Source organism: Mesorhizobium sp. C264A, from assembly GCF_040324515.1.
GTDB lineage: Bacteria > Pseudomonadota > Alphaproteobacteria > Rhizobiales > Rhizobiaceae > Mesorhizobium.
In genome coordinates, this window is sequence record NZ_JAMYVY010000001.1 from 1,764,335 (window position 1) to 1,784,149 (window position 19,815).

Genomic DNA, 19,815 nt, shown 5'->3' on the forward strand with positions numbered 1-19,815 from the left:
TTTCATCGGACCATAATTGCACCGGCAGCGCTGACTAGCAACAATGTGGTTGATCTTTCAGCGATTCTGAAGCCAGTCTGTCATTTTTGGTCCTACAAAAGCATCAAACCGCTTGTGCTTTGGTCCGATTTACCTTCTAATAACAGGACCATCTGGGAGGAAAAGGCTTGCTGGATACGGAAGAGCGTCCTGAGATGCCCGCGGCTATTCTCGCCGCCCGCGCGGCCGACGCGATGGTGGCCGGCATAGAGGCCGACATCACGTCCGGAAGGCTTGGCGACGGCAGCTACCTGCCGGCCGAGCGCGAACTGATGATCGAGTATGGTGTCGGCCGGGGCGTTGTGCGTGAGGCGATTGCGCGCCTGGCCAGCCGCGGCCTGGTGGAAGCGCGTCCGCGGTTCCGGCCCGTGGCGCGCCGGCCTGGCCTGGATGCCGCGCTCGGCGCCCTCGACGGCATTGTAGGACATCTGCTGAGCGACCAGGCGGGCGTGAAGAACCTCTACGACATGCGCGTCTTCCTCGAGGCGTCGCTGGCGCGCAACGCCGCCATCCATGCCCGCAAGGATGACGTCACAGCCCTGAGGGCGGCGCTGGCGATGAACGAGGCGGCCATCCCGGATTCCGAGAAATTCTATGCGACGGACGTGGCGTTCCACGCAGCGCTCTATGACATCGCGCGCAACCCGGTGCTGCCTGTCGTGCACAAGGCATTTACCGCCTGGCTGTCGCCGCATTGGATGCGCATGCCACGGTCGCCCGAGCGCAACCGCGTGAATTTCCTCAGCCATCGTGAAATCTGCACGGCCATCCTTGAGCGAGATCCTGACGGCGCCGAGCGGGCGCTGCTCAACCACCTCTCGGCGGCCTGGGAGTATGTCCGCGGTACATTCGAAAGCCGTGAGGCGCCGGAAGCATGACGCAGTCCTACGACCATATCGTGGTGGGCGGCGGAGCAGCCGGCTGCGTCGCGGCGGCAAGGCTTGTCAAAGCGGGACGGCGAACCCTGCTGCTGGAGGCCGGCCATTCCCATCATCATCCCTTGCTCGACATGCCGCCCGGCATCTTCAAGATGATCAACGGCTCGAAATTCATGCGCTATCACCGCACCGAGCCGCAGGCCCATCTCGACGGCCGCGTCCATGAAATCTCGCAAGGCAACGTGCTGGGCGGCGGCACCTCGGTCAACGCCCAGGTCTACATGCGAGGCCGCTCGGCCGATTATGAGGAGTGGGACGAACTGCTGCGCGGCAACAATGCCGGCGTGCGCTGGAACTGGCAGGCGGTGCTGCCGCATTTCACCGGCATGGAGGGAAACAACCGCCTCGGCGGCGAACTGCATGGCAGCGAAGGTCCGCTGCTGGTCTCGGATCCAGGCCACATCGATGATGTTTCCCGTTGGTTCGTCCAGGCCGTCCAAGGCCTTGGATTGCCGTACAACCATGACTTCAACGGACCGTCGCAGCGCGGGGTCGGCTTCTACCAGTTCATGAACCGGCGGGGAAAGCGCAGCAGCGCCGCCTATGCCTTCGTCGAGCCGCTGACGAATGATCCCAAGCTGACGCTGAAACTCAATTGCACAGTCAGCCGGCTGCTGATCGAAAACGGTCGGGTCACCGGCGTCGTCTATTCGGATGCGTCGGGCGCCGAGCATACCGTCCATGCAGATGCCGACGTGATCGTCTCGTCCGGTGCCCTCGTCTCGCCGAAACTGCTCATGCTGTCCGGCATCGGCCCCGCCGAGGCGCTTGCCGGGCACGGCATTTCCTGCGTCGCCGACCTGCCCGGGGTCGGCGAAAACCTGATCGACCATCCGGAGGTGCCGATCATCGCCACCGCAAACGGCCCATACGGCTATTTCAGGCAGGGCCAAGGCTGGAGGATGATCAGGAACGGCCTGCATTTCAAGCTCTTCGGCACCGGCACGATCCTGTCAGCGGGGGTGGAGGCCGGAGCCTTCGTCAATCCGGCCGATCCCGAGGGCGAACCGACGATCCAGGCCTTCTGCGTACCGCACGTCTATCTGGACCGCGATATCCTGACCTTGGTCGAGAACACCTATGGGCTTACCGTGACGACAGTGGTGGTGAAGCCAAAGTCGCGCGGTTTCGTGAGGCTGCGTTCGGCGGATCCGAAGGACATGCCGATCGTTTCGCCGAACCTCCTTAAACATCCCGACGACATGAGGGAAATGATCTCCGGCCAGCGTTATTTCCTGCAGGTTTTTCAGACCAAGCCGCTCGCCGATCGGGTCAAGGCCATTGCCGTGCCAAGCCAGGATGATCTCAGCGACGAAGCCATGACAAAGCATTGCAAGCGCTTTGTGAAGACCAACTACCATCCGGCCGGGACATGCCGGATGGGCTCGGACAGCGACCGGATGGCGGTGCTGGACGCGGCGCTGCGCGTGCGCGGAATAGACAATCTGCGGGTTGCCGACATGTCGGCCTGCCCCAACATCAATGCCGGCAATACGGCGGCGCCCGCCATGATGCTGGGCGACCGCTGCGCCGACTTTATTTTGGAGGCGGCATAGCGCCGGATCCAGCTTGCCGACGGCGTCATCGCCGAAGCCGTCTGGGCCGATATCGTGAGGAAATTACACAGTCGCTGAAAGCGACAATAAAGGAGGAAAGAGCATGATCATTACCCGTCGAAAACTACTGGTTGGCTCCGCCGCCGGCGCGGTCGCGCTGACACTCGGCTCACGCGCCTTCGCGGCGCTCCCGCCACTCGCCAAGAAGGACAAGTACAAGGTCGGTTTCGCCCAGACGGAAAGCAACAATCCGTGGCGCCTTGCCGAGACCAAGAGCATGCAGGACGAAGCCGCCAAGCTCGGCCATCAGCTGGTCTACACGGATGCCGCCGGTTCGTCGGCCAAGCAGGCCTCCGACGTGAACTCGATGATCGCGCAGGGCGTCGACGCAATCTTCCTGCCGCCCCGCGAAGACAAGCCCCTGGTGCCGGTCATTCTTGCCGCGCGCGATGCCGGCATACCGGTGTTTCTGGTCGACCGCGACGTTGATCACACCATGGCCAAGCCGGGCGAGGATTATGTCTGCTTCATCGGTTCGGATTTCATCGAGGAGGCGACCCGCGTCGGCGAATGGCTGGTCAAGAACGCCAATGGCAAGTCGAAAATCATCGAGCTGGAAGGCACGACCGGAGCCTCGGCCGCTACCGACCGCAAGAAAGGCTTCGACGATTTCATCGCCAAGCACTCGCAGTTCACCATCCTGGCATCGCAGTCCGGCGACTTCGCCCGTGACAAGGGCCGGCAGGTCGCCGAGACGCTGCTTCAGGCGCACCCTGATGCGGATATCATCTACGCGCATAATGATGAGATGGCGCTAGGCGCCATCGCCGCTTTGGAAGCAGCCGGCAAGACCCCGGGCAAGGATGTGCTGATCTTGTCGATCGACGGCGAGAAGGAAGGCGTCCAGGCGATCATTGACGGCAAGATCGGCGCTATCTGCGCTTGCAGCCCGCTGTTCGGGCCGAAGGCCTTCGCAACGATGGCCGACTATGCGGCCGGCAAGAAGATCCCGCCGTTCATCAAGAACGAGGATGCCTTCTTCGACGCCACGAACGCGAAGAAAGACTTCGATATTGCGTTCTGATATCCACTTTCTTTCCAGTTGCCCTACCCGCTTCGGCGGGTAGGGTTTGGGAGTTTGACGATGACCGCTCAGCCGGACCAAGCCGCGCTGCTCCTGGACATGCGTGACATCCAGAAGCGTTTTGCCGGCATCCCTGCCCTGGCCGATGCCTCGCTCCAGGTGCTTCCGGGCGAGATCCACGCACTCATCGGCCAGAACGGTGCGGGCAAATCGACACTTATCAAGGTGCTCACCGGCTATTACCGCCGGGATGCGGGGCAGGTGCTGTTCGAACGGAAGCCGTTCGAAGTTGGGTCTCCGCATCAGGCGCAGGTCAGCGGCATCAGCACCATCTACCAGGAGATCAATCTCGTACCGCTGCGCTCGGTGACCGAGAACATCTGCCTTGGACGCGAGAAGCGCCGCCGCGGCCTGCTCGACTGGAGCGCGATGCATGCGGAAGCCGAGCGCCTGCTCAGCCGCTTCTCGATCGGCATCGACGTGCGCCGCCCGCTCAGCGATTTCAACACCGCCACGCAGCAGATGGTGGCGATCGCCCGCGCCATCGGCTTTTCCGCCCGCCTCGTGATCATGGATGAGCCGACCTCCTCGCTGGACGAGCGTGAAGTCTCGGTCTTGTTCAGCGTTATCCGTCAGCTCAAGGCCGACGGCGTCTCCGTTCTGTTCGTCAGCCACAAGCTCGACGAGTTGTACGAGGTCTGCGACCGGGTCACGATCATGCGTGACGGCCGCACGGTGCGAAGCGCGGCGATGAGCGACATCGGCAAGCTGGAGCTGGTCGCGGCCATGCTCGGCCGCGACGTCGCAGCCGTCGAAGGCCATGCGACCGCGTTCGGCGAACGCGATCGGTCGAGGATCGGTGATGTGCTGTTTACCGCGCAAGGGCTGGCGGCCGGCCAGTTAGTGCGTGACGTGAGCTTCGACCTGCGCCGCGGCGAGATCGCCGGCTTTGCCGGCTTGCTCGGCGCCGGCCGCACCGAAACAGCCCGCCTCGTATTCGGCGCCGACCGCCGGAGCGCAGGCGAGATGACGATGGAGGGCGCGTCCTACCATCCCGCACGTGCCGCTGACGCCATCGCCGCAGGGATGGGCTTCTGCACCGAGGACCGCAAGGCCGAGGGCATCGTGCCGGAAATGACCGTCGCGGAGAACATAACACTGGCACTGCTGCCGAAAATCAGCCGCAATGGCATCCTGAACGAGGCCCGGCAGAAGGAGATCGTCGAGCGCTTCATTCGTGAACTCGACATCAAATGCTCGGGGCCCAACCAGAAGGTCCGCGAGTTGTCGGGCGGCAACCAGCAAAAGGTGCTGCTTGCCCGCTGGCTGGCAATGAACCCGAAGCTGCTCATTCTCGATGAGCCGACGCGCGGCATCGATGTCGGGGCCAAGGCCGAGATCCAGCGCCTCATCCGCAAGCTTGCCGATGACGGGCTCGGCGTGCTGATGATCTCCTCGGAACTCGAGGAAGTGATGGAAGGAGCCGACCGCATATTCGTGCTGCGCGAAGGAGTGAGGGTGGCCGAACTGGAAGGCCAGGCAGCCAACGAGGAGGACGTGCTCGCGGCGATGGCGCATGGCGGCGCGGCGAAGGAGGCAGCGTGAGCGATCTGGCCACACCATCCGCAGCCAACGACGCTGGAAACCGCCGCTTTGATGTGTTCGGTTTCCTGGCGCGCTACGGCACGGTGATCGCGCTTGTGCTGCTGGTGGTCTTCAACCTTGCCTATACGCGCAATTTCGCGACGCTGCAGACACTCAACGTCAACCTAACCCAGGTCTGCACGATTGTGATCGTCGCGGTGGGGATGACCCTGGTGATCGCCACCGGCGGCATCGACCTGTCGGTTGGTTCGCTGATGGCGATCTCCGGCGCATTGGCGCCGATGATCTTCATGGGCACGATCTTCCCGGTCGGAAACATCTGTCTGGCGGTAGCCGTCGCGATGGTTGCCTCGATCTTCGTCGCCGGCCTGTTCGGGTTGTTCAACGGCTGGTTGGTCTCGCGCTTCCGCATCCAACCGATCGTCGCAACGCTCGTGCTGTTCATCGCCGGGCGCGGGATCGCGCAGGTCATGACCAACGGCAATCTGCAGACCTTCCGCGTGCCGCAATTCCAGTGGATCGGACTTGCCCGCCCGCTCGGCATTCCCGCGCAGGTCATCATCATGGCCGTGCTGGTTGCGGCGGCCGCTTGGGCCCTTCACCGCACAGTGTTCGGGCGAAGCATCCTGGCGGTCGGCGGCAATGAAAAGGCCTCTGAACTCGCCGGCATCGCCGTATCGAGGATCAAGCTCGCCGTCTATGCGATCAGCGGCCTGTGCGCGGGGCTAGCCGGTCTCGTCGTCATTGCGATCAACTCCTCCAGCGACGCCAATCTCGTCGGGCTGGGCATGGAACTCGACGCCATCGCGGCGGTCGCGGTGGGCGGCACGCTGTTGAGTGGTGGAAAGGCCACAATCATCGGCACCCTGCTGGGCGCTCTGACCATCCAGTTGGTGCGCTACACGCTGCTTGCAAATGGCGTGCCCGACGCCGCTGCGCTCGTCGTCAAGGCCGGCATCATCGCATTCGCCGTCTGGCTGCAGCAGCAACACCGGGGGTAATTCATGAACAGCGCCAGACTGGTTCGCATCATCGGCACCTATGGTGTCGTCATCGCGCTTGCAGCCCTCGTCCTGTTCGGATTCCTGCGTTACGACCGCTTCCTCGGCCTCTTCAACGTGATGAGCGTTCTGCGCTACAACTCGATGTTCGCGCTCGTCGCGCTCGGCATGTGCTTCGTGATCATGACCGGCGGCATAGACCTGTCCGTCGGCTCCGTCGCCGCCTTGGGCAGCGTCGCGTCGGCCCTGGCGAGCCCGCACGGCATCGTGGCAGGCCTTGCAGCGGGCGTTGGCGCCGGCCTAGCAGCCGGGCTGATCAACGCGCTCCTGGTTACGCGCGGCAACCTGATGCCTTTCATCGCCACGCTTGCCACCATGCTGGCCGCAAGCGGCTCGGCGCTGCTTCTGGCCGGCAACCAGACCGTTTCGGTGTCTTACGATTCGGGTTTCACCGCCATCGGCCAAGGGAATTTCTGGATTTTCCCGATTCCGGCAGTCATCGCCCTGGTTGCCTATGCCGTCGGCTCAGTGGTCCTGAACTACACCAGCACGGGACGGACGGTGCTGGCCATCGGCGGCGGCGAGGATGCCTCGCGGCTGATGGGGCTGCGCACGGACCGCGTCAAATTTCTCGTCTATGTCGCAAGCGGGTGCCTGGCCGGGCTCGCCGGCGTCGTCCTCGCTTCTCAGTTCGGCGCAGGCCAGCCGATCGAGGGCGTCGGCTGGGAACTGTTTGCCATCGCAGCGGTCGTCGTGGGCGGGACGCTGCTGACCGGCGGCTCTGGCTCGGTGTTGACCACGCTGGCCGGCGTGCTGTTGCTCGGGATCCTTTTCAACGTCCTGAACTTCGAAAACGGCATGGGCTGGATTTCGCTGTCAGCCTACTGGCAGTCGGTGATCCGCGGGCTGTTTTTGCTCGTCGTCGTCCTTCTCCAGGCACGGCTTACGGCAAGGCGCGAAACTGCCTGAGGATGGCGAGCGCCTTCGAGCACGATGGCGCTGCAGAATCAGTGCGCGTGCGCACCCGGCCGATGAGCGCATCCCGCAGACTTTCTGCGGCGATGCTTCCCCGGTGCACCTGGGGTCCGACACCCTTGGAGCGGGATCCGCAAGCGGATCCTGGTGCAGTCACATGGCCGTCCTGGAGACGGTCATTTCCCGGCGACCGCCACGAACACGGACTGCCCCTGCCTTTCCAGCCGAAACAGGATGGGCTTGCTCTGCCGGCGAGAGTTCGCCCACTCCTCGACGATATCCGAAGGCTCCGTCACGCGGCGATCGTTGGCCGATATGATGACATCGCCGGGCTGCAATCCGCTCCGGGCGGCAAGGCCATCGGGAACCACTTCCACGACGAAGACGCCGGTTGTTCCTGATTTGATGCCTAGCTGCTGACGCGCCTGATCCGGAATCGGGCTGAGGGATAGGCCGAGGCCTTCGGCCGCCGACTTCTTGTCGGGAACAGCGCCGGTCTTCACCTCCGCATCCTTGCGCTCACCGATGACAAGCGCGATCTCCTGGTCCTTGCCGCCGTTACTCCGTGTCAGAGTGGCCTTGCTGCCAGGCTTCTGGCTAGCCGTCGCAAGCGTGAGGTCATGGACACCCTCAATGCCCTTGCCGTTGAACCGGGTGATCACGTCACCCGGCTTCAAGCCGGCTTTCTCCGCCGGGCTGCCGGGCTCGACCGAAGCAACCAGCGCGCCCTTGTCATCCTTCATCTCGAGGGCCTCAGCCAGCGACGGCGTGATGTCCTGCAGGCGGACCCCGATGAAGCCACGCTCGATCCGGCCGGTTCTGATCAACTGGTCGGCGATGCTTTGGGCGGTGCGCGATGGCACCGCAAACCCGATCCCGATGCTGCCGCCGGACGGCGAGACGATGGCGGTGTTGACGCCGATCACCTCGCCACGTGCGTTGAACAGCGGACCGCCCGAGTTGCCTCGGTTGATCGACGCGTCCGTCTGGAGAAAATCGTCGTACGGCCCGGCTTGAATGTCTCGCGAGCGGGCCGAAAGAACGCCGACAGTGACAGTCCCTCCGAGCCCGAAGGGACTGCCGATCGCGATTGTCCATGCGCCCGGCTGCATTGCATCCGAGTCACCCCATTTGGTCGTGGTCATGTTGGGCCGCGGGTCGACCTTCAGCACCGCTATATCGGTGGCGGGGTCACGGCCGACCAATTGCGCCGGCGCCGTTTCCTTGTCGGAAAATACGACATGGATCTCTGTCGCATCGGCAACGACATGGTTGTTGGTGACGATGTAGCCGTCGGCACTGATCACAAATCCGGAGCCAAGCGCCTCCCTCACCTGCGGCTGAACGGGTCCGAGGCCCTGGCCGTCGAACGGACTTGTAAAGTCGCCCGCCGTCGTCTGGTCCTGGACAACCTCCCGGGTCGTGATCGCGACCACGGCCGGCAATTTCTGCTGGATGATCGCTGTGAAGTCGGTCGGGGTATCCTGGGCCAGGACAGGCGCCACGCCACTGGCCGAGAGCATCAGCGCAACCGCGATCAAGCGCGTTGCAAATCGTCTTTGCATATCGTGAGACATTGCTGGACCTCCTGCCGGACAGCCCCGGCCGCTCGGCCGCGCCGCGCGGAGCCGGTGCTCCGGACGCTAGAACTGCCAACAAAGCTGTTTGTTTCAGCCCCCCGGAAAAATGGCACGGCCAGGAAAAATAGCCCGACCGTGGGGGTCCGGAAGGCAGCAGCCGGGAACCATTGAGGCCGTCGAGTTGAACCGTCCACAGGACTGGTCCCGGACGTGGCAGAAATCAGCAAAGCGACTGCGTCAGCTCCGGCAAATGCCCGATATGCCCATGGAGCCAACCTAGCGGCTGAGGTGCCTCTACCGGGCCTGGTGCGAAAAGGATCTGCAATGAAAGAGGGAGCTCCACAGCCGCCGAGAGACGCGGCGTGATCACCACCGCTCGAACTCCCTCAAGGGAACAAAAGGGTACCAACTAAGTTCGGCCCCCATAATGAGGATGCCTATATGGATCTGTTGCCCCAGTCAGCCGAACACACCGTCTCCTCGCCGCCCGCTCCAGACCTTCACCGGCTTTTGTTCGATCCAAACTTGCGTATACACGGCTTGATTGATGACACTGTCGTCACCAAAGCCTTGGACGATTTGAAAGCCGTGCGTTCCGGGGAAGACGATCTCTACGTTGAAATCGACACGCCTGGAGGCGACGCCGACGGCGCGCGACGTCTAGCTCTAGAGTTCAAACTTTTTCTGAAACACTCGGGCCGCAACGGCTACATCATTGGCAAGAATACGGTTTACTCTGCCGGGGTAACGGTCCTTGCCGCTTTCCCGAAAGCCTGCAGGTTCCTTTGCCCGCAAGCAGTCCTGCTGATTCATGAAAGAAGGCTTGAGAAAGACTTGGTTCTGAATGGACCAATTCGAAGCTGTCTTCAGATCGTTCGCGAACAACTTGCGCTGTTGGAAACGGCAGAGCGACTCGAGAATGAAGGGTTCGCCGATCTCGTCCAAGGTTCTCGAACATCGCTGGAAGAGCTGCGCGACCATGCCTTGACCAACTGCTACCTGATGGCAGCCAGAGCTTTGGAGTTGGGCCTTGTTGAAGACATTGCCGATTAACTTGACGCCTCGGATGCAAACGGCAGAGCCGAGTCCAACACGCTTCCCTCACTCATGGCTCCGGCGACCATGAACGGCAAGGTTGAAAAGATAGAGCGGACCGGCGGCTGTCTTTGCGGGTCTGTGAGGTATGTTGTCACCGGCGCGCCGTTGCGCGTTGGCTTGTGTCATTGCCAGGATTGCAAGCGAACCAGCGGCAGCACCTACAGTGCCTTTGCCGTGTGGCCGCGGTCGGCTTACCAGTGCAAGGGCGAGCTTGCGGCGTTCAACGGCAGAGGTTTTTGTCCGGCATGCGGGTCGCGCGTGGTGAACCTTCGCGACGACGAAGCCGAGATCATGACCGGCACTCTCGACGATGCGCCAAACGACCTTCTCCCGACATACGAGCTTTGGACCCCCCGGCGCGAAGCCTGGCTCCACAACCTGCCTTGGGCTGACCAATTCGCGGGCGATCGCACCGAAGAAGGCCAAAATTGGCGCGAAGCCCGACGAGTATGACCATGCTCGAATGGCCCTCCACCCATGAACCGTGAAAGTCAGCTTCATGCGCGATGAATCACTCAAGTTCTTGAAGAAAATTGTGGCGACCCCGTCGCCGAGCGGCTTTGAGCAACCTGTAGCGGAGCTTTTCCGCGAGTATGTTCGTCCCTATGCCCACAGGGTGACGACGGACGTCATGGGCAATGTCACAGCGATCATCAATCCTGAGGCGTCTATGCGCTTCATGTATGCCGGGCACATGGATGAGCTCGGCTTCATCGTCCACTACATCGACGATGACGGTTTTCTGTTCTTCAGCACCATAGGTGGAACGGACGTTGCCACTGAAATCGGCCAGCGTGTCTGGGTGCACGGCAAAGAGCCGATCCTGGGGGTCGTGGGTCGCAAAGCAATCCAGACGTTCAAAGCCTCTGACACGTCTCAAACTCCCTCGCTGATGGAACTATGGATCGATATCGGCGCGAGTTCGCGAGAGGAAGCGTTGAAGGTCGTAGAGGTCGGCAGCGCGGTCACTATCCATGGCGAGTTTGCGGCGCTACAGGGCAACCTTGCTGTCGGACGAGCGTTCGACAACAAGGTTGGCCTCCTCATCGGCGCCGAGGTCCTGCGCTGCCTCTCCGAGGAGGGAGGCGTTCACCCCGGCGTGGGCCTCTATATCCTGGGTACGGTTCAAGAGGAAATTGGGTCCCGAGGCGCGATGACCTCAGCGTTCAACATCGCACCTCGAACCGGCCTCGCAATCGATATGGGCGTGGCAATGGACTATCCGCGCGCTCGCGCCGAGGATCAGGGCAAACTGGACCTTGGGAAAGGGCCGGCAATCACTCAAGGCGCGAACACCAACCCGGTGGTGTTCAATCTGCTGAAGTCGGTGGCCGAGAAAGAGGGCCTACCTTATCAGCTTCAGGCGGTGGGAAGCTCAAGCCCTACCGACGCGCGTGTCATGCAGCAGAACCGAGGCGGCGTCGCAAGTGGGGTGCTCTCCGTGCCTTTGCGTTACATGCATACCCCGTCGGAAGTTGTTTGCCTGGATGATGTGCAAACGACGATTGACCTGGTTTGTGCATATTGCCGGCAATTGACGCCGGAGATCGACTTCACGCCAAGATGAGAGCGGCGGGATTGATTGTGGAAGTCGTGGCTCCAACAGTCGCCGATCTGGCGCCTGTCGGCCACCGCCTGGTGCGTCGGTCACCGCGCACCTGAGAAAACCCAACTGCGGTCCACCAGGGAGCGCGCCTCAGGTCACCGCCACCGCTTCCACCAAACGCCTGAGGAAGTCCGTCAGACCGGCTTCAGGATCATTACCTGCGCCAACGAGCACCGAAATACCCCAGCGCCCAAGCACGGCCTCCTCCACAGGGTTGCGGCTGGGCATGAAGATGAACGAAGGGGGACGATCTTTCTCATATCCAGACCGGTGCCAGGTCTGCCAAAGCCGGTGCAACAGCAGCCTGATGTTTGGATCGGAGAGGCTATAGCCAATGAACAGGATCGTGCTGCCGAGAGCATCGGAACGAAAGCGGACATCAAGGGGAGAATTGAAGGACAGGCGGTCAAGATAGTCGGTTTCGGTGAGGACAAGGGAAGAGTCCTCGTCAAAGTCGCCGTGAAATTTCACGATGTGCGTTACGCCTCGACGGGCCTGCGCAACGTGCCGTGCGTTGGCCACTTTCACGTACTCTCGACCGTGGATTTCAAAAGCGAGTTCCAGGTTCCGGTCATAGTTCGTCGTATAGATCACGGGAAAATCGAGCGTCACGATGAGACGGTGCAATTCCGATTTCTCGATCCGTTCCTTGGCGACAGACCAGTTTCTGTCCATCCAACTGCGAAGTGGTCCGATGCTGCCATGCTTGATCCGATAGTATTCGGCCAAGGTCTGAAAACGATCGCGTCGCGTGGAAAATTCATCGTCGACGCCGAGCTCCTTTGCCATTCGCTCGATGAGCTTCTCCCAAGACGGAAGTCCGACGCTGATCGATACCCCCGCCCCCACAAACAAAATTGCGCTGCGATGACGAATTGCATTGGCGAGCGAATTTATAGGATCATCATCGTTCATGGATAGGTCCTCCGAAGCCACTCGCGTGGGCCGGACCTAAAGGTGCGTGCCCCGGTGCGGGGATCGTGGACGTGGCTCCCCAATTCGAGCCAGCGTGCTCCGCCCCCATCGACTAAATCGGATCGACCACGCACCAGCCAGCCCAGAGGGGGCGGCCCTTGCAGTCCTGCCGAGCCGCTTGCCACCCGAACCGAGGTAGCGGCCGCGAGGACACTGGCTGTGAACTGGAACCGGCGCTGTTGCGGTTTACTGGCCACGTTGATTCAGTTCTGCGCCAGCCATATTGCGCAAAACTCTATCGAGTTTCGCATTCACCAAGAGGTTGCGCCGCTTCGCGCCGATAAAGATGGCGACAGAGTAAATCATTGTAAGAACAGAGATCATCGTCATTCCGGCCTAAACATCAGCGGCCGGAGATGTTCCATGCGCCCGGAAATATTCCAGTGCAGGTGTTTTTAAATCGCCGAAGCTACGCGCTCAATGCGCGGTTGGTTTCGTGTCCAGGGCGGACGAATTAGCGCAAGGCGGTATTCATCCTCCCACATCGGCGGCGGACTGAAGCGAAATGCTGGTTGTGTCCCCCAGGATGCAATGAAACGCCGATGCTTTGCATGCGGCCGGAACAAATGCTCGCTTGCACAGTTCGAGCCATGCAGCGGTCGACCCCCGCGCTGCAAGATCGGTAGCCCGATCGCCCGCGCCGGCCCCTCCCACGGCGCGGGCTTTCGTTTGAATTCACGCTGTCGGGGTTGGAGTCGCTCCACCGTTGTCGCGAGCCGGCTGATATACGCGCTGTCCGGGGCTCGCGGGATGTCGGCGACATCGGCAGTCGCGCAGTCCGGCAGGTCAGCCGATGCACGGGAACAACGCGGCACTGTGATGGTTTGGTGGCCTCGGAAGGTGGCAGAGAACGATGGGCAAAAAGCCCAAACAGCACGCAAAATCCACGGCGGATCGCGAAAAGGCGATCGAGGCGCTCTACTTCGCGCGCAAGTGCGGCCTTACGAAGGAAGAGGCACTCAAGATGCTCAGGGAAGCCCCGATCGGGATCGATGGTGAAGCCGAAGAGCGCTCCGGCAGTTAGACGCGATCGCCGGTCGCGCGTCGCAGCCGGCCGCGGCGCATGATCTTCTTCACTTCGGATACGCATTTCAACGATCCGCGCATTCTGCGCCTCGACCGGCGTCCCTTCGCCTCGTTGGTCGAGCATGACCAGGCGCTGGTTGCGTTTTGGAACGAAACGGTTGGCCCGAACGACGAGGTCTGGCACCTCGGCGATTTCGCCAAGGGTCCAGCCGAGACCGTGTCTTCACTGCTGTCGTCTCTTAACGGGTCCAAGCACCTGATAATTGGCAACAATGATGGCGCCGCCACCATTGGCGACCCGGCCTGGGCGAGCGTGCACCACTACATGGAGCTTCTTGTCGAGGGCAGCTTGCTGGTTCTGTGCCACTATCCTTTTCGCACCTGGAACCAGATCGGCAAGAGGTCGGTAAACCTGCACGGTCATTCGCACGGTCGTCTGAAGCCGATGACGCGCCAGCATGATGTCGGCGTCGACGCATGGGGGTTTCGTCCGGTAACCTTTGCTGCCATTCAGGCCAGTCGCCGCCGGGGCTAGCTCGGCAGAACGCCGGGTGAGCGAAGGTCTTCAGCTTTGCGGGATTCGAGCCGAGAGAGGCCGTCCGTAATCCTGCCGGGCCCGCAACAACGCGACAATCCTGGTTGGGCGACTTCAAATAGGAGAACTGCCTCATATACGGTTTTCGCGGTACGCGGACCGCGCCACACCATCAGCTTGAGTGCGGCGAAGTCTTAAGGAATCCCCACCGGCCGTCGCAGCGCGAGATCGAACCCGTCGCCTGAGCTCAGCACGTGAACCCTAAGATCATGGATGGAAAGGGCGGCATCAGGCTCACCTTCCGCGATGTTGGAATGCGTCACGCCGGCTGCATCGACCAGATAGACAGCGCCGCTGCCGATGACCTTGAACATCTCGCCCTTCACCACGATCGCGGTGTCTTCATCGATGCCGATGCCGAGGACGCGCGGGTTCTGCGACACCGCCCCGATGAGCCGCCCAATGCGGCCCCGTTCCGCAAAGTGCTGGTCGATGATGACATTCGGCAGCAGGCCCAGTCCCGGCGCCATCCGAATGTGGCCGATCCGAAAGGACGCTGCGTTCGGCCCCTTCACCATCATTGTGTCGCTCATGACCGACGCGCCCGCGGAGGTGCCGGCAATGACGCCTCCGGCTTCATAGATTTCGTGCACCCGCTCGTCGATGGGCGTGTCGCCGATCTGGCTGGTGATCCGGAGCTGGTCGCCGCCGGAGAAGAACACCGCACTCACGTCTGCGAGCGCACTTATTTTCTTTTCATGAGCTGCCTCGAGGCGGTCGTTGACGTAGAGCTCGATGACATCCTTGATGCCCAGCTCACCGAAGGACCTCTGATACTTCTCGAGATAGCCATCCGGCTCATGAGACGCGATGGTGGCAAGCACCAGGCGGCCGTTCGGAACCAGGCTCGCCACCTCCTTCAAGATGACACGATCGCCATCATGGTCCTCGTGGCCGCCGATGATGACGAGCGTTCCGGCTTTACCGTTCGAGGATCGTTTTTTCTTCTTGTCGGTCATTTGTCCACGTCTTTCTTGCGCAGGAAAACGTGTGGGTGGTTGTCCTCGCTGGTCATGAATGCGACTGCGAACTCCCTGCTGTTATGCGCCCATCCAGACACGCCGGTCGCGGTAAGCACGATGGCTCCGGCTTCGCCGCCGATCGCCTCGACTTCCCTGAGCGCGGGATTCAGCACCTGCTCCAGGCCGCCTTCAGCCTGCCCCGAGGACAATGCCTGCCGCGCCGAGAGTGCCTGCATGACACGGGCCGCGAGAGCCTTTCGCGCAATATGCTCACCGTCTCCCGAGAAGGCGACGGCTCCCAATTGGTTGTCGGCATAGTAGCCGCAACCGGGTTGCGGAGAATCCCCCACACGACCCGGAGCACTGCCGTCCAGTCCGCCGGTCGAAGTGCCCACGGCGATGTCCCCGTATTGATCCAGGGCAACCACACCGATCGTATCCTTCGCCTCAGACTTGCTGGAGGCGTCGCGCTGCTGCGGCGTGATCAAATCCGCCGGATCGCAAAGCTCCAGCTGCTTGTCGGCGGCGAAACGCCGGGCCCCCTCGGACGCCAGCAGGATCGGCTCCTCATGCAGCATGGCCTTGGCGACACTGATTGGATGGCGCACGCCCTTGATCACTGCGACGGCACCCACATTGAAGTCCCTGCCCTCCATCAGGCCAGCGCACATCTCGACCTCGCCGTCCGAATTGAGGGCACTTCCATATCCCGCATTGAACGTCGGGTCCGCCTCGAGGACGCGACCGGCAGCTTCCACGGCATCGACCGCCGTTCCGCCGCCGGCCAGGATGGCCCGACCTGCCTCGAGCGCCTCGATGCATCCGTTGCGATGCGCCTCCTCCTCTTGCGGATCGATCTCCTTGGCGCCGCCGTGCAGGATCAGCGACCACATCAGCCAGCCCTCAGATGGCGAATATGGGTCTGATCGGGCCCTCCCCTCGAAGGCGTCGCGCCTCCGAAGCCGGTTACCTGCCGCCACACGGCTTCAACGTCGTCGACGGTGAGCACGACAAGGTCGTTCTCCCGAGCAAGCCGGAGACACACGTCGACGGCCTCCTTCTCGGGACAGACGGCGTGTATGCGGCCTGGGGCGCAGCCGGCGTTCAAGGCACCTTCCCGCAGCAAGCCGGCGATCGCTCCGGGGGCTCGGCCGCGCAGCTCCTGCTCATCCTCCTTGAAGACGATGACGTCGAATATCCGCGAAGCGATCGCGCCCATCTCGCGGATGTCGCAATCGCGGCGGTCGCCCGGTATGGCGACCAGGCCGATCGTGCGCTGATAGCCGCGCCTCATGTGGGAAACGAGCTTTCCGAGCGCCTTCAGCCCCTCCGGATTGTGCGCATAGTCGACGATCGTGCGGAAACCATGCCCGTCGAAGACGTTGAGGCGACCGGGAGATTGCTCGAACGAGGTGCCAAACTCGGCCAGCGCCGCCCGGATCGTTGCCGCCGGAACGTCGTGGCAATGCGCCATGGCGACGGCTGCCAGGCTGTTGGCAACGTTGAATTCGGCCGAACCCTCGAAGGTCGCGGGAATTTCGTCGACGCTCATCAGGAACATCGACTCCCCATCCTCGTGGATGAAAATGTCCCAGCCGTCGCTGCTGGGCTCCCGCGTCATGGCGCGGCCGCCTTCCGCCAGGTGGTTGCGCAAGAAACCGGGCCACTCGCTCCTGCTCGCCAGCGAGAAGTAGCAGATCCTGCCGCCGGCATCTCGCGACATTGCGGACGTATGGACGTCGTCGGCATTGAGAATGCTCCATCCGCCGCGGCGGACGGACTCGACCACGACCGATTTCACCTCCGCCAGGTCCTCGATCGTGTCGATGCCCCTCAGCCCGAGATGGTCGCCGTGGACGTTCAGAACCGCGCCAACATCGCATGCATCGAAGGCAAGCCCTTCGCGCAGGATGCCGCCGCGCGCACATTCCAGCACCGCGACATCGACACCCGGCTCGCGCAGCACGATCCTGGCGCTCTGCGGACCGGAGCAGTCCCCTGTCATGATCCGCTCGCCGTTCAAGTAGACGCCGGTGGTGGAGGTGAGCCCGACGGTTGCCCCATTCGCCTGCAGGATGTGCGCCAGCATCCGGGCAGTGGTCGACTTGCCGTTGGTTCCCGTGATCGCGAAGATCGGAATCCGGCCGTCCTTGCCGCCTTTGAAGAGAAGATCGAGCACGGGCCGTGCGACGTTGCGGGCGCGCCCCGACGAGGGTTCGAGATGCATGCGAAAGCCAGGACCGGCATTCACCTCTATGATGCCGCCGCCGGTTTCGCTCACCGGCCGTGAGATGTCGGGACAGACGAAGTCGATCCCGGCAATGTCGAGACCGACGATCTGTGCCGCCCGCCTGGCGATCAGCGCGTTTTCGGGATGGATTTCTTCCGTCCGGTCGATCGCGGTCCCACCGGTGGAGAGATTGGCGGTGGGCCGCAAAAGCACCATTTGACCCGGCGCTGGAACGCTCGCCAGGGTGAGCTGCGATTTTGACAGGAAATGCTCGACACATTCGTCGATCTCGATGCGGGTCAATACCGAGGAATGGCCCTCTCCCCTTCGTGGGTCGCGGTTCGTCTCCTCGACGAGTTCGGCGACAGAACTCCGGCCATCGCCGACCACATGGGCCGGAACCCTCTCGGCAAGCGCCACCACCTTTCCGCCGATCACCAGGATCCTGTGGTCCGAGCCGACGAAATGCTGCTCGACGATAACGCTGCGGCTGTGTTCTCGCGCCTGTTCGAAACCCCAGCGGACGTCGTCTTCCGTTGCCAGACCGATGTTGACGCCGCTTCCATGATTGCCATCGAGTGGTTTGGTGACCACGGGGTAGCCCAGCCGTGTGGCTGCCGCGACCGCGTCCTGCGCCGATCGCACCAGTTCCCCGCGTGGCACCGGTAGCCCGGCCTGTTGCAGCAGGAATTTGGTCAGGTCCTTATCCGAGGCGATCTCGGTCGCAATCTCGGAAGTGAGGTCGCTGCAACTGGCGCGGATCCGCTTCTGATGCTTTCCGTGACCAAACAGCACGAGGCTGCTGTCGTCGATCCGCGCGGCGGGTATGCCCCGCCTCTCGGCCTCGCGCACCAAGGAAGCAGTCGTGGGGCCCAAGGCACGCTCGGCGGCCAGACGCTTGAGCTGCTGCAGCCTGGATGCGAACTCGAACGGCCCCTGCGTTTCCGCAATCTCGCCGAGCCCCTCGACGCCATGGAGATTGGCAGGCAGCAGGCTGTCCACCAGTTCGAGCGCGACGCGTCCCGCGAGCAGCCCGACAAGCTCATCCTTGTAGGCGAACATGACGTTGTAAGTGCCCGGACTGCCTTTGACCGACCGTGTCTTTCCTCGTGTCACCCGGTGGCCGAGCATGCTCTGCAGTTCCAGGGCGACATGCTCGACGACGTGGCCGAGCCAGGTTCCTTCCTGCATGCGGCGGACAAAGCCGCCGGCGGCGCCATAGCTGCAGCCATGGCCCGCAAGGCCGGGCAACAGTCGGACGATTTGTTCGGAAAACCCGGGCAGTTTGTCTGTCGGGAACGCCTCAAGGGCTCCGAGGTCGATCCTAATCTGGACCATTGGCGTCATGCTATAGAGGTGCGGCCCGCGAAACACGCGGGCATCCACGACGCGGATAGGGCGAAAACGCGAGGCGCCCCGATGAATTTCTTTGTCCGACATAGTCCGTTTCTCCTGACTAACTCCGCAACATCCGGAGGATCGGTTAGTTCCCGGCCTTTCAGCCCAAATATTTTTGCAGGAGAGAGAAACAAAAGTGGCCGTTAACATATGTTGGGCCAAGAACACCCTCTGGTCATCTCGGCCACGTGCGGCCGCTGTTCTGAGGGGCTACTTATCTCTCGGGAGGAGGCGGGCCAGGCGTTCGCTCGTTTTCACAAGCATTCGCCGGGCACATCGCGGCCGTTGAGCTAGTGCCCGGCTTTAGCTCATGGCGACCCATTGTGCGGGTCCAGCACTGAGGCATTAATCTTCAGCACGCCTTCGGCACCCGGGAACATTTCCAGACGCGTCAGGTTTGGAACCATCCTTGCACCGGAACTACAGCCATGCAGAGTCGAAAATCGGTGAAGGCCGCGCTTGTCAAGGAGATCGACGCGGTCCGCCTTCGTATCTCGCTGCTTGAAAGCGAGCTATGCAGAGATGGCAGACCCAGGCAAATTGGATGGCGTTCAGGATACGAACTGAACGCCCACAAAGCCCGCCTTGCTCGACTGGAGACCGTGCTTGCCCAATATCCGTCGGCACCGACGGCCCGGGCATCGAAACAGCAACAGCTTGAGTTGCGCGCAAGGCAACCAAGTAGTTTTGGGGAAACGCCATGGCTGACAGACCCTCAATCAGAACTCCGCTAGCTCGAGTGCGGGGCCTTGGATCGGCGAAACACGGAACCGAAACGTTCATGCTGGAGCGGCTGACATCTGCTGCCCTGTTGATCCTTGTCATTTACATCGTCGCGATCGTTATAATGCTGGTCGGTGAGCCTCGAGACGCCGTCCTCAGCGTCGTAGGATCGATCTATGTCGCGCCAGCCCTTATTGGCTTCATTCTCGTAAGCTGCGTTCACATGCGGCTTGGAATGCAATCGATCATCGAAGATTACTGCCATGCCACCGTGCTCAAATCGCTTCTTCTGATCGCCAATTGGTTGTTCTGCTGGGCAGTCGCGCTCGCAAGCTTGTTCGCTGTGCTGTTAATCAGCTTCAGATAGCGATCCGGTTCTCAGCTGCAGCCAGCGTCTGCCACCGGCAGGCTGAAGTTCGCCTCA

17 protein-coding genes are annotated in these 19,815 nt (G+C 62.1%); 12 read left to right on the top strand and 5 right to left on the bottom strand.

Going from position 1 to position 19,815, the window contains the following annotated elements:
• Positions 1-167 precede the first annotated feature (167 nt).
• The 6 genes from NKL04_RS08685 (at position 168) to NKL04_RS08710 (ending at position 7,192) form a co-directional block, all read left to right on the top strand.
• A complete protein-coding gene (locus NKL04_RS08685) occupies positions 168-917 on the top strand; it encodes an FCD domain-containing protein (protein ID WP_023707502.1) in 750 nt (249 codons plus the stop codon).
• Positions 914-2,533, top strand: coding sequence for a GMC family oxidoreductase (locus tag NKL04_RS08690; protein WP_023702869.1), 1,620 nt, complete (start codon positions 914-916; stop codon positions 2,531-2,533). The genes NKL04_RS08685 and NKL04_RS08690 overlap by 4 nt, the downstream gene beginning before the upstream one ends.
• Before the next feature lie 103 nt (positions 2,534-2,636).
• Entirely contained in the window at positions 2,637-3,617 is a 981-nt protein-coding gene (locus NKL04_RS08695) for an ABC transporter substrate-binding protein (protein WP_023672664.1), read from the top strand.
• A 60-nt stretch (positions 3,618-3,677) separates the two neighbouring features.
• Complete coding sequence (locus NKL04_RS08700) at positions 3,678-5,222, top strand: sugar ABC transporter ATP-binding protein (RefSeq protein WP_023682466.1); 1,545 nt, start codon at positions 3,678-3,680, stop codon at positions 5,220-5,222.
• A complete protein-coding gene (locus NKL04_RS08705; RefSeq protein WP_023672666.1) occupies positions 5,219-6,223 on the top strand; it encodes an ABC transporter permease in 1,005 nt (334 codons plus the stop codon). Before NKL04_RS08700 ends, NKL04_RS08705 begins: the two co-directional genes overlap by 4 nt.
• Positions 6,224-6,226: 3 nt before the next feature.
• A complete protein-coding gene (locus NKL04_RS08710; RefSeq protein WP_023672667.1) occupies positions 6,227-7,192 on the top strand; it encodes an ABC transporter permease in 966 nt (321 codons plus the stop codon).
• Positions 7,193-7,374: 182 nt separating this feature from the next.
• Here NKL04_RS08710 and NKL04_RS08715 read toward each other — a convergent pair whose 3' ends face one another.
• On the bottom strand, positions 7,375-8,775 hold the full coding sequence (locus NKL04_RS08715) for a Do family serine endopeptidase (protein WP_031209868.1): 1,401 nt from the start codon (positions 8,773-8,775) through the stop codon (positions 7,375-7,377).
• Positions 8,776-9,219: 444 nt separating this feature from the next.
• On the opposite strand from NKL04_RS08715, the gene NKL04_RS08720 reads away from it, so the two are divergent.
• From NKL04_RS08720 to NKL04_RS08730, 3 genes are all read left to right on the top strand, one after another.
• A complete protein-coding gene (locus NKL04_RS08720; protein WP_352723505.1) occupies positions 9,220-9,831 on the top strand; it encodes an ATP-dependent Clp protease proteolytic subunit in 612 nt (203 codons plus the stop codon).
• A gap of 69 nt (positions 9,832-9,900) precedes the next feature.
• Positions 9,901-10,329, top strand: coding sequence for a GFA family protein (locus NKL04_RS08725; RefSeq protein WP_050593613.1), 429 nt, complete (start codon positions 9,901-9,903; stop codon positions 10,327-10,329).
• A 46-nt stretch (positions 10,330-10,375) separates the two neighbouring features.
• Positions 10,376-11,443, top strand: a complete 1,068-nt coding sequence (locus NKL04_RS08730) for a M42 family metallopeptidase (protein ID WP_023702865.1) — start codon at positions 10,376-10,378, stop codon at positions 11,441-11,443.
• Between the two features lie 129 nt (positions 11,444-11,572).
• Here the strand turns inward: NKL04_RS08730 and NKL04_RS08735 are convergent, their stop codons facing one another.
• Entirely contained in the window at positions 11,573-12,397 is an 825-nt protein-coding gene (locus NKL04_RS08735) for an SIR2 family NAD-dependent protein deacylase (RefSeq protein WP_023736591.1), read from the bottom strand.
• 913 nt (positions 12,398-13,310) lie between these two features.
• Here NKL04_RS08735 and NKL04_RS08740 point away from each other — a divergent pair.
• Both NKL04_RS08740 and NKL04_RS08745 read left to right on the top strand, forming a co-directional pair.
• A complete protein-coding gene (locus NKL04_RS08740) occupies positions 13,311-13,481 on the top strand; it encodes a hypothetical protein (protein ID WP_023702862.1) in 171 nt (56 codons plus the stop codon).
• 39 nt (positions 13,482-13,520) lie between these two features.
• Positions 13,521-14,018 (top strand): hydrolase, encoded by a 498-nt coding sequence (locus tag NKL04_RS08745; RefSeq protein WP_023702861.1) that lies wholly within the window; start codon positions 13,521-13,523, stop codon positions 14,016-14,018.
• Between the two features lie 194 nt (positions 14,019-14,212).
• Here NKL04_RS08745 and NKL04_RS08750 read toward each other — a convergent pair whose 3' ends face one another.
• The 3 genes from NKL04_RS08750 to cphA are packed head-to-tail and all read right to left on the bottom strand — an operon-like array spanning position 14,213 to position 18,830.
• Positions 14,213-15,037 (bottom strand): cyanophycinase, encoded by an 825-nt coding sequence (locus NKL04_RS08750; RefSeq protein WP_023688542.1) that lies wholly within the window; start codon positions 15,035-15,037, stop codon positions 14,213-14,215.
• Positions 15,034-15,933 carry an isoaspartyl peptidase/L-asparaginase family protein gene (locus tag NKL04_RS08755; protein ID WP_023702860.1) on the bottom strand — a complete coding sequence of 300 codons (900 nt, stop codon included), beginning with the start codon at positions 15,931-15,933 and terminating at the stop codon, positions 15,034-15,036. The genes NKL04_RS08750 and NKL04_RS08755 overlap by 4 nt, the downstream gene beginning before the upstream one ends.
• Positions 15,933-18,830 carry a cyanophycin synthetase gene (gene cphA / locus NKL04_RS08760; protein ID WP_245271477.1) on the bottom strand — a complete coding sequence of 966 codons (2,898 nt, stop codon included), beginning with the start codon at positions 18,828-18,830 and terminating at the stop codon, positions 15,933-15,935. The genes NKL04_RS08755 and cphA overlap by 1 nt, the downstream gene beginning before the upstream one ends.
• Before the next feature lie 538 nt (positions 18,831-19,368).
• Here cphA and sdhD point away from each other — a divergent pair.
• Positions 19,369-19,758, top strand: a complete 390-nt coding sequence (gene sdhD / locus NKL04_RS08765) for a succinate dehydrogenase, hydrophobic membrane anchor protein (RefSeq protein ID WP_023688545.1) — start codon at positions 19,369-19,371, stop codon at positions 19,756-19,758.
• The last annotated feature ends 57 nt before the right edge of the window (positions 19,759-19,815 follow it).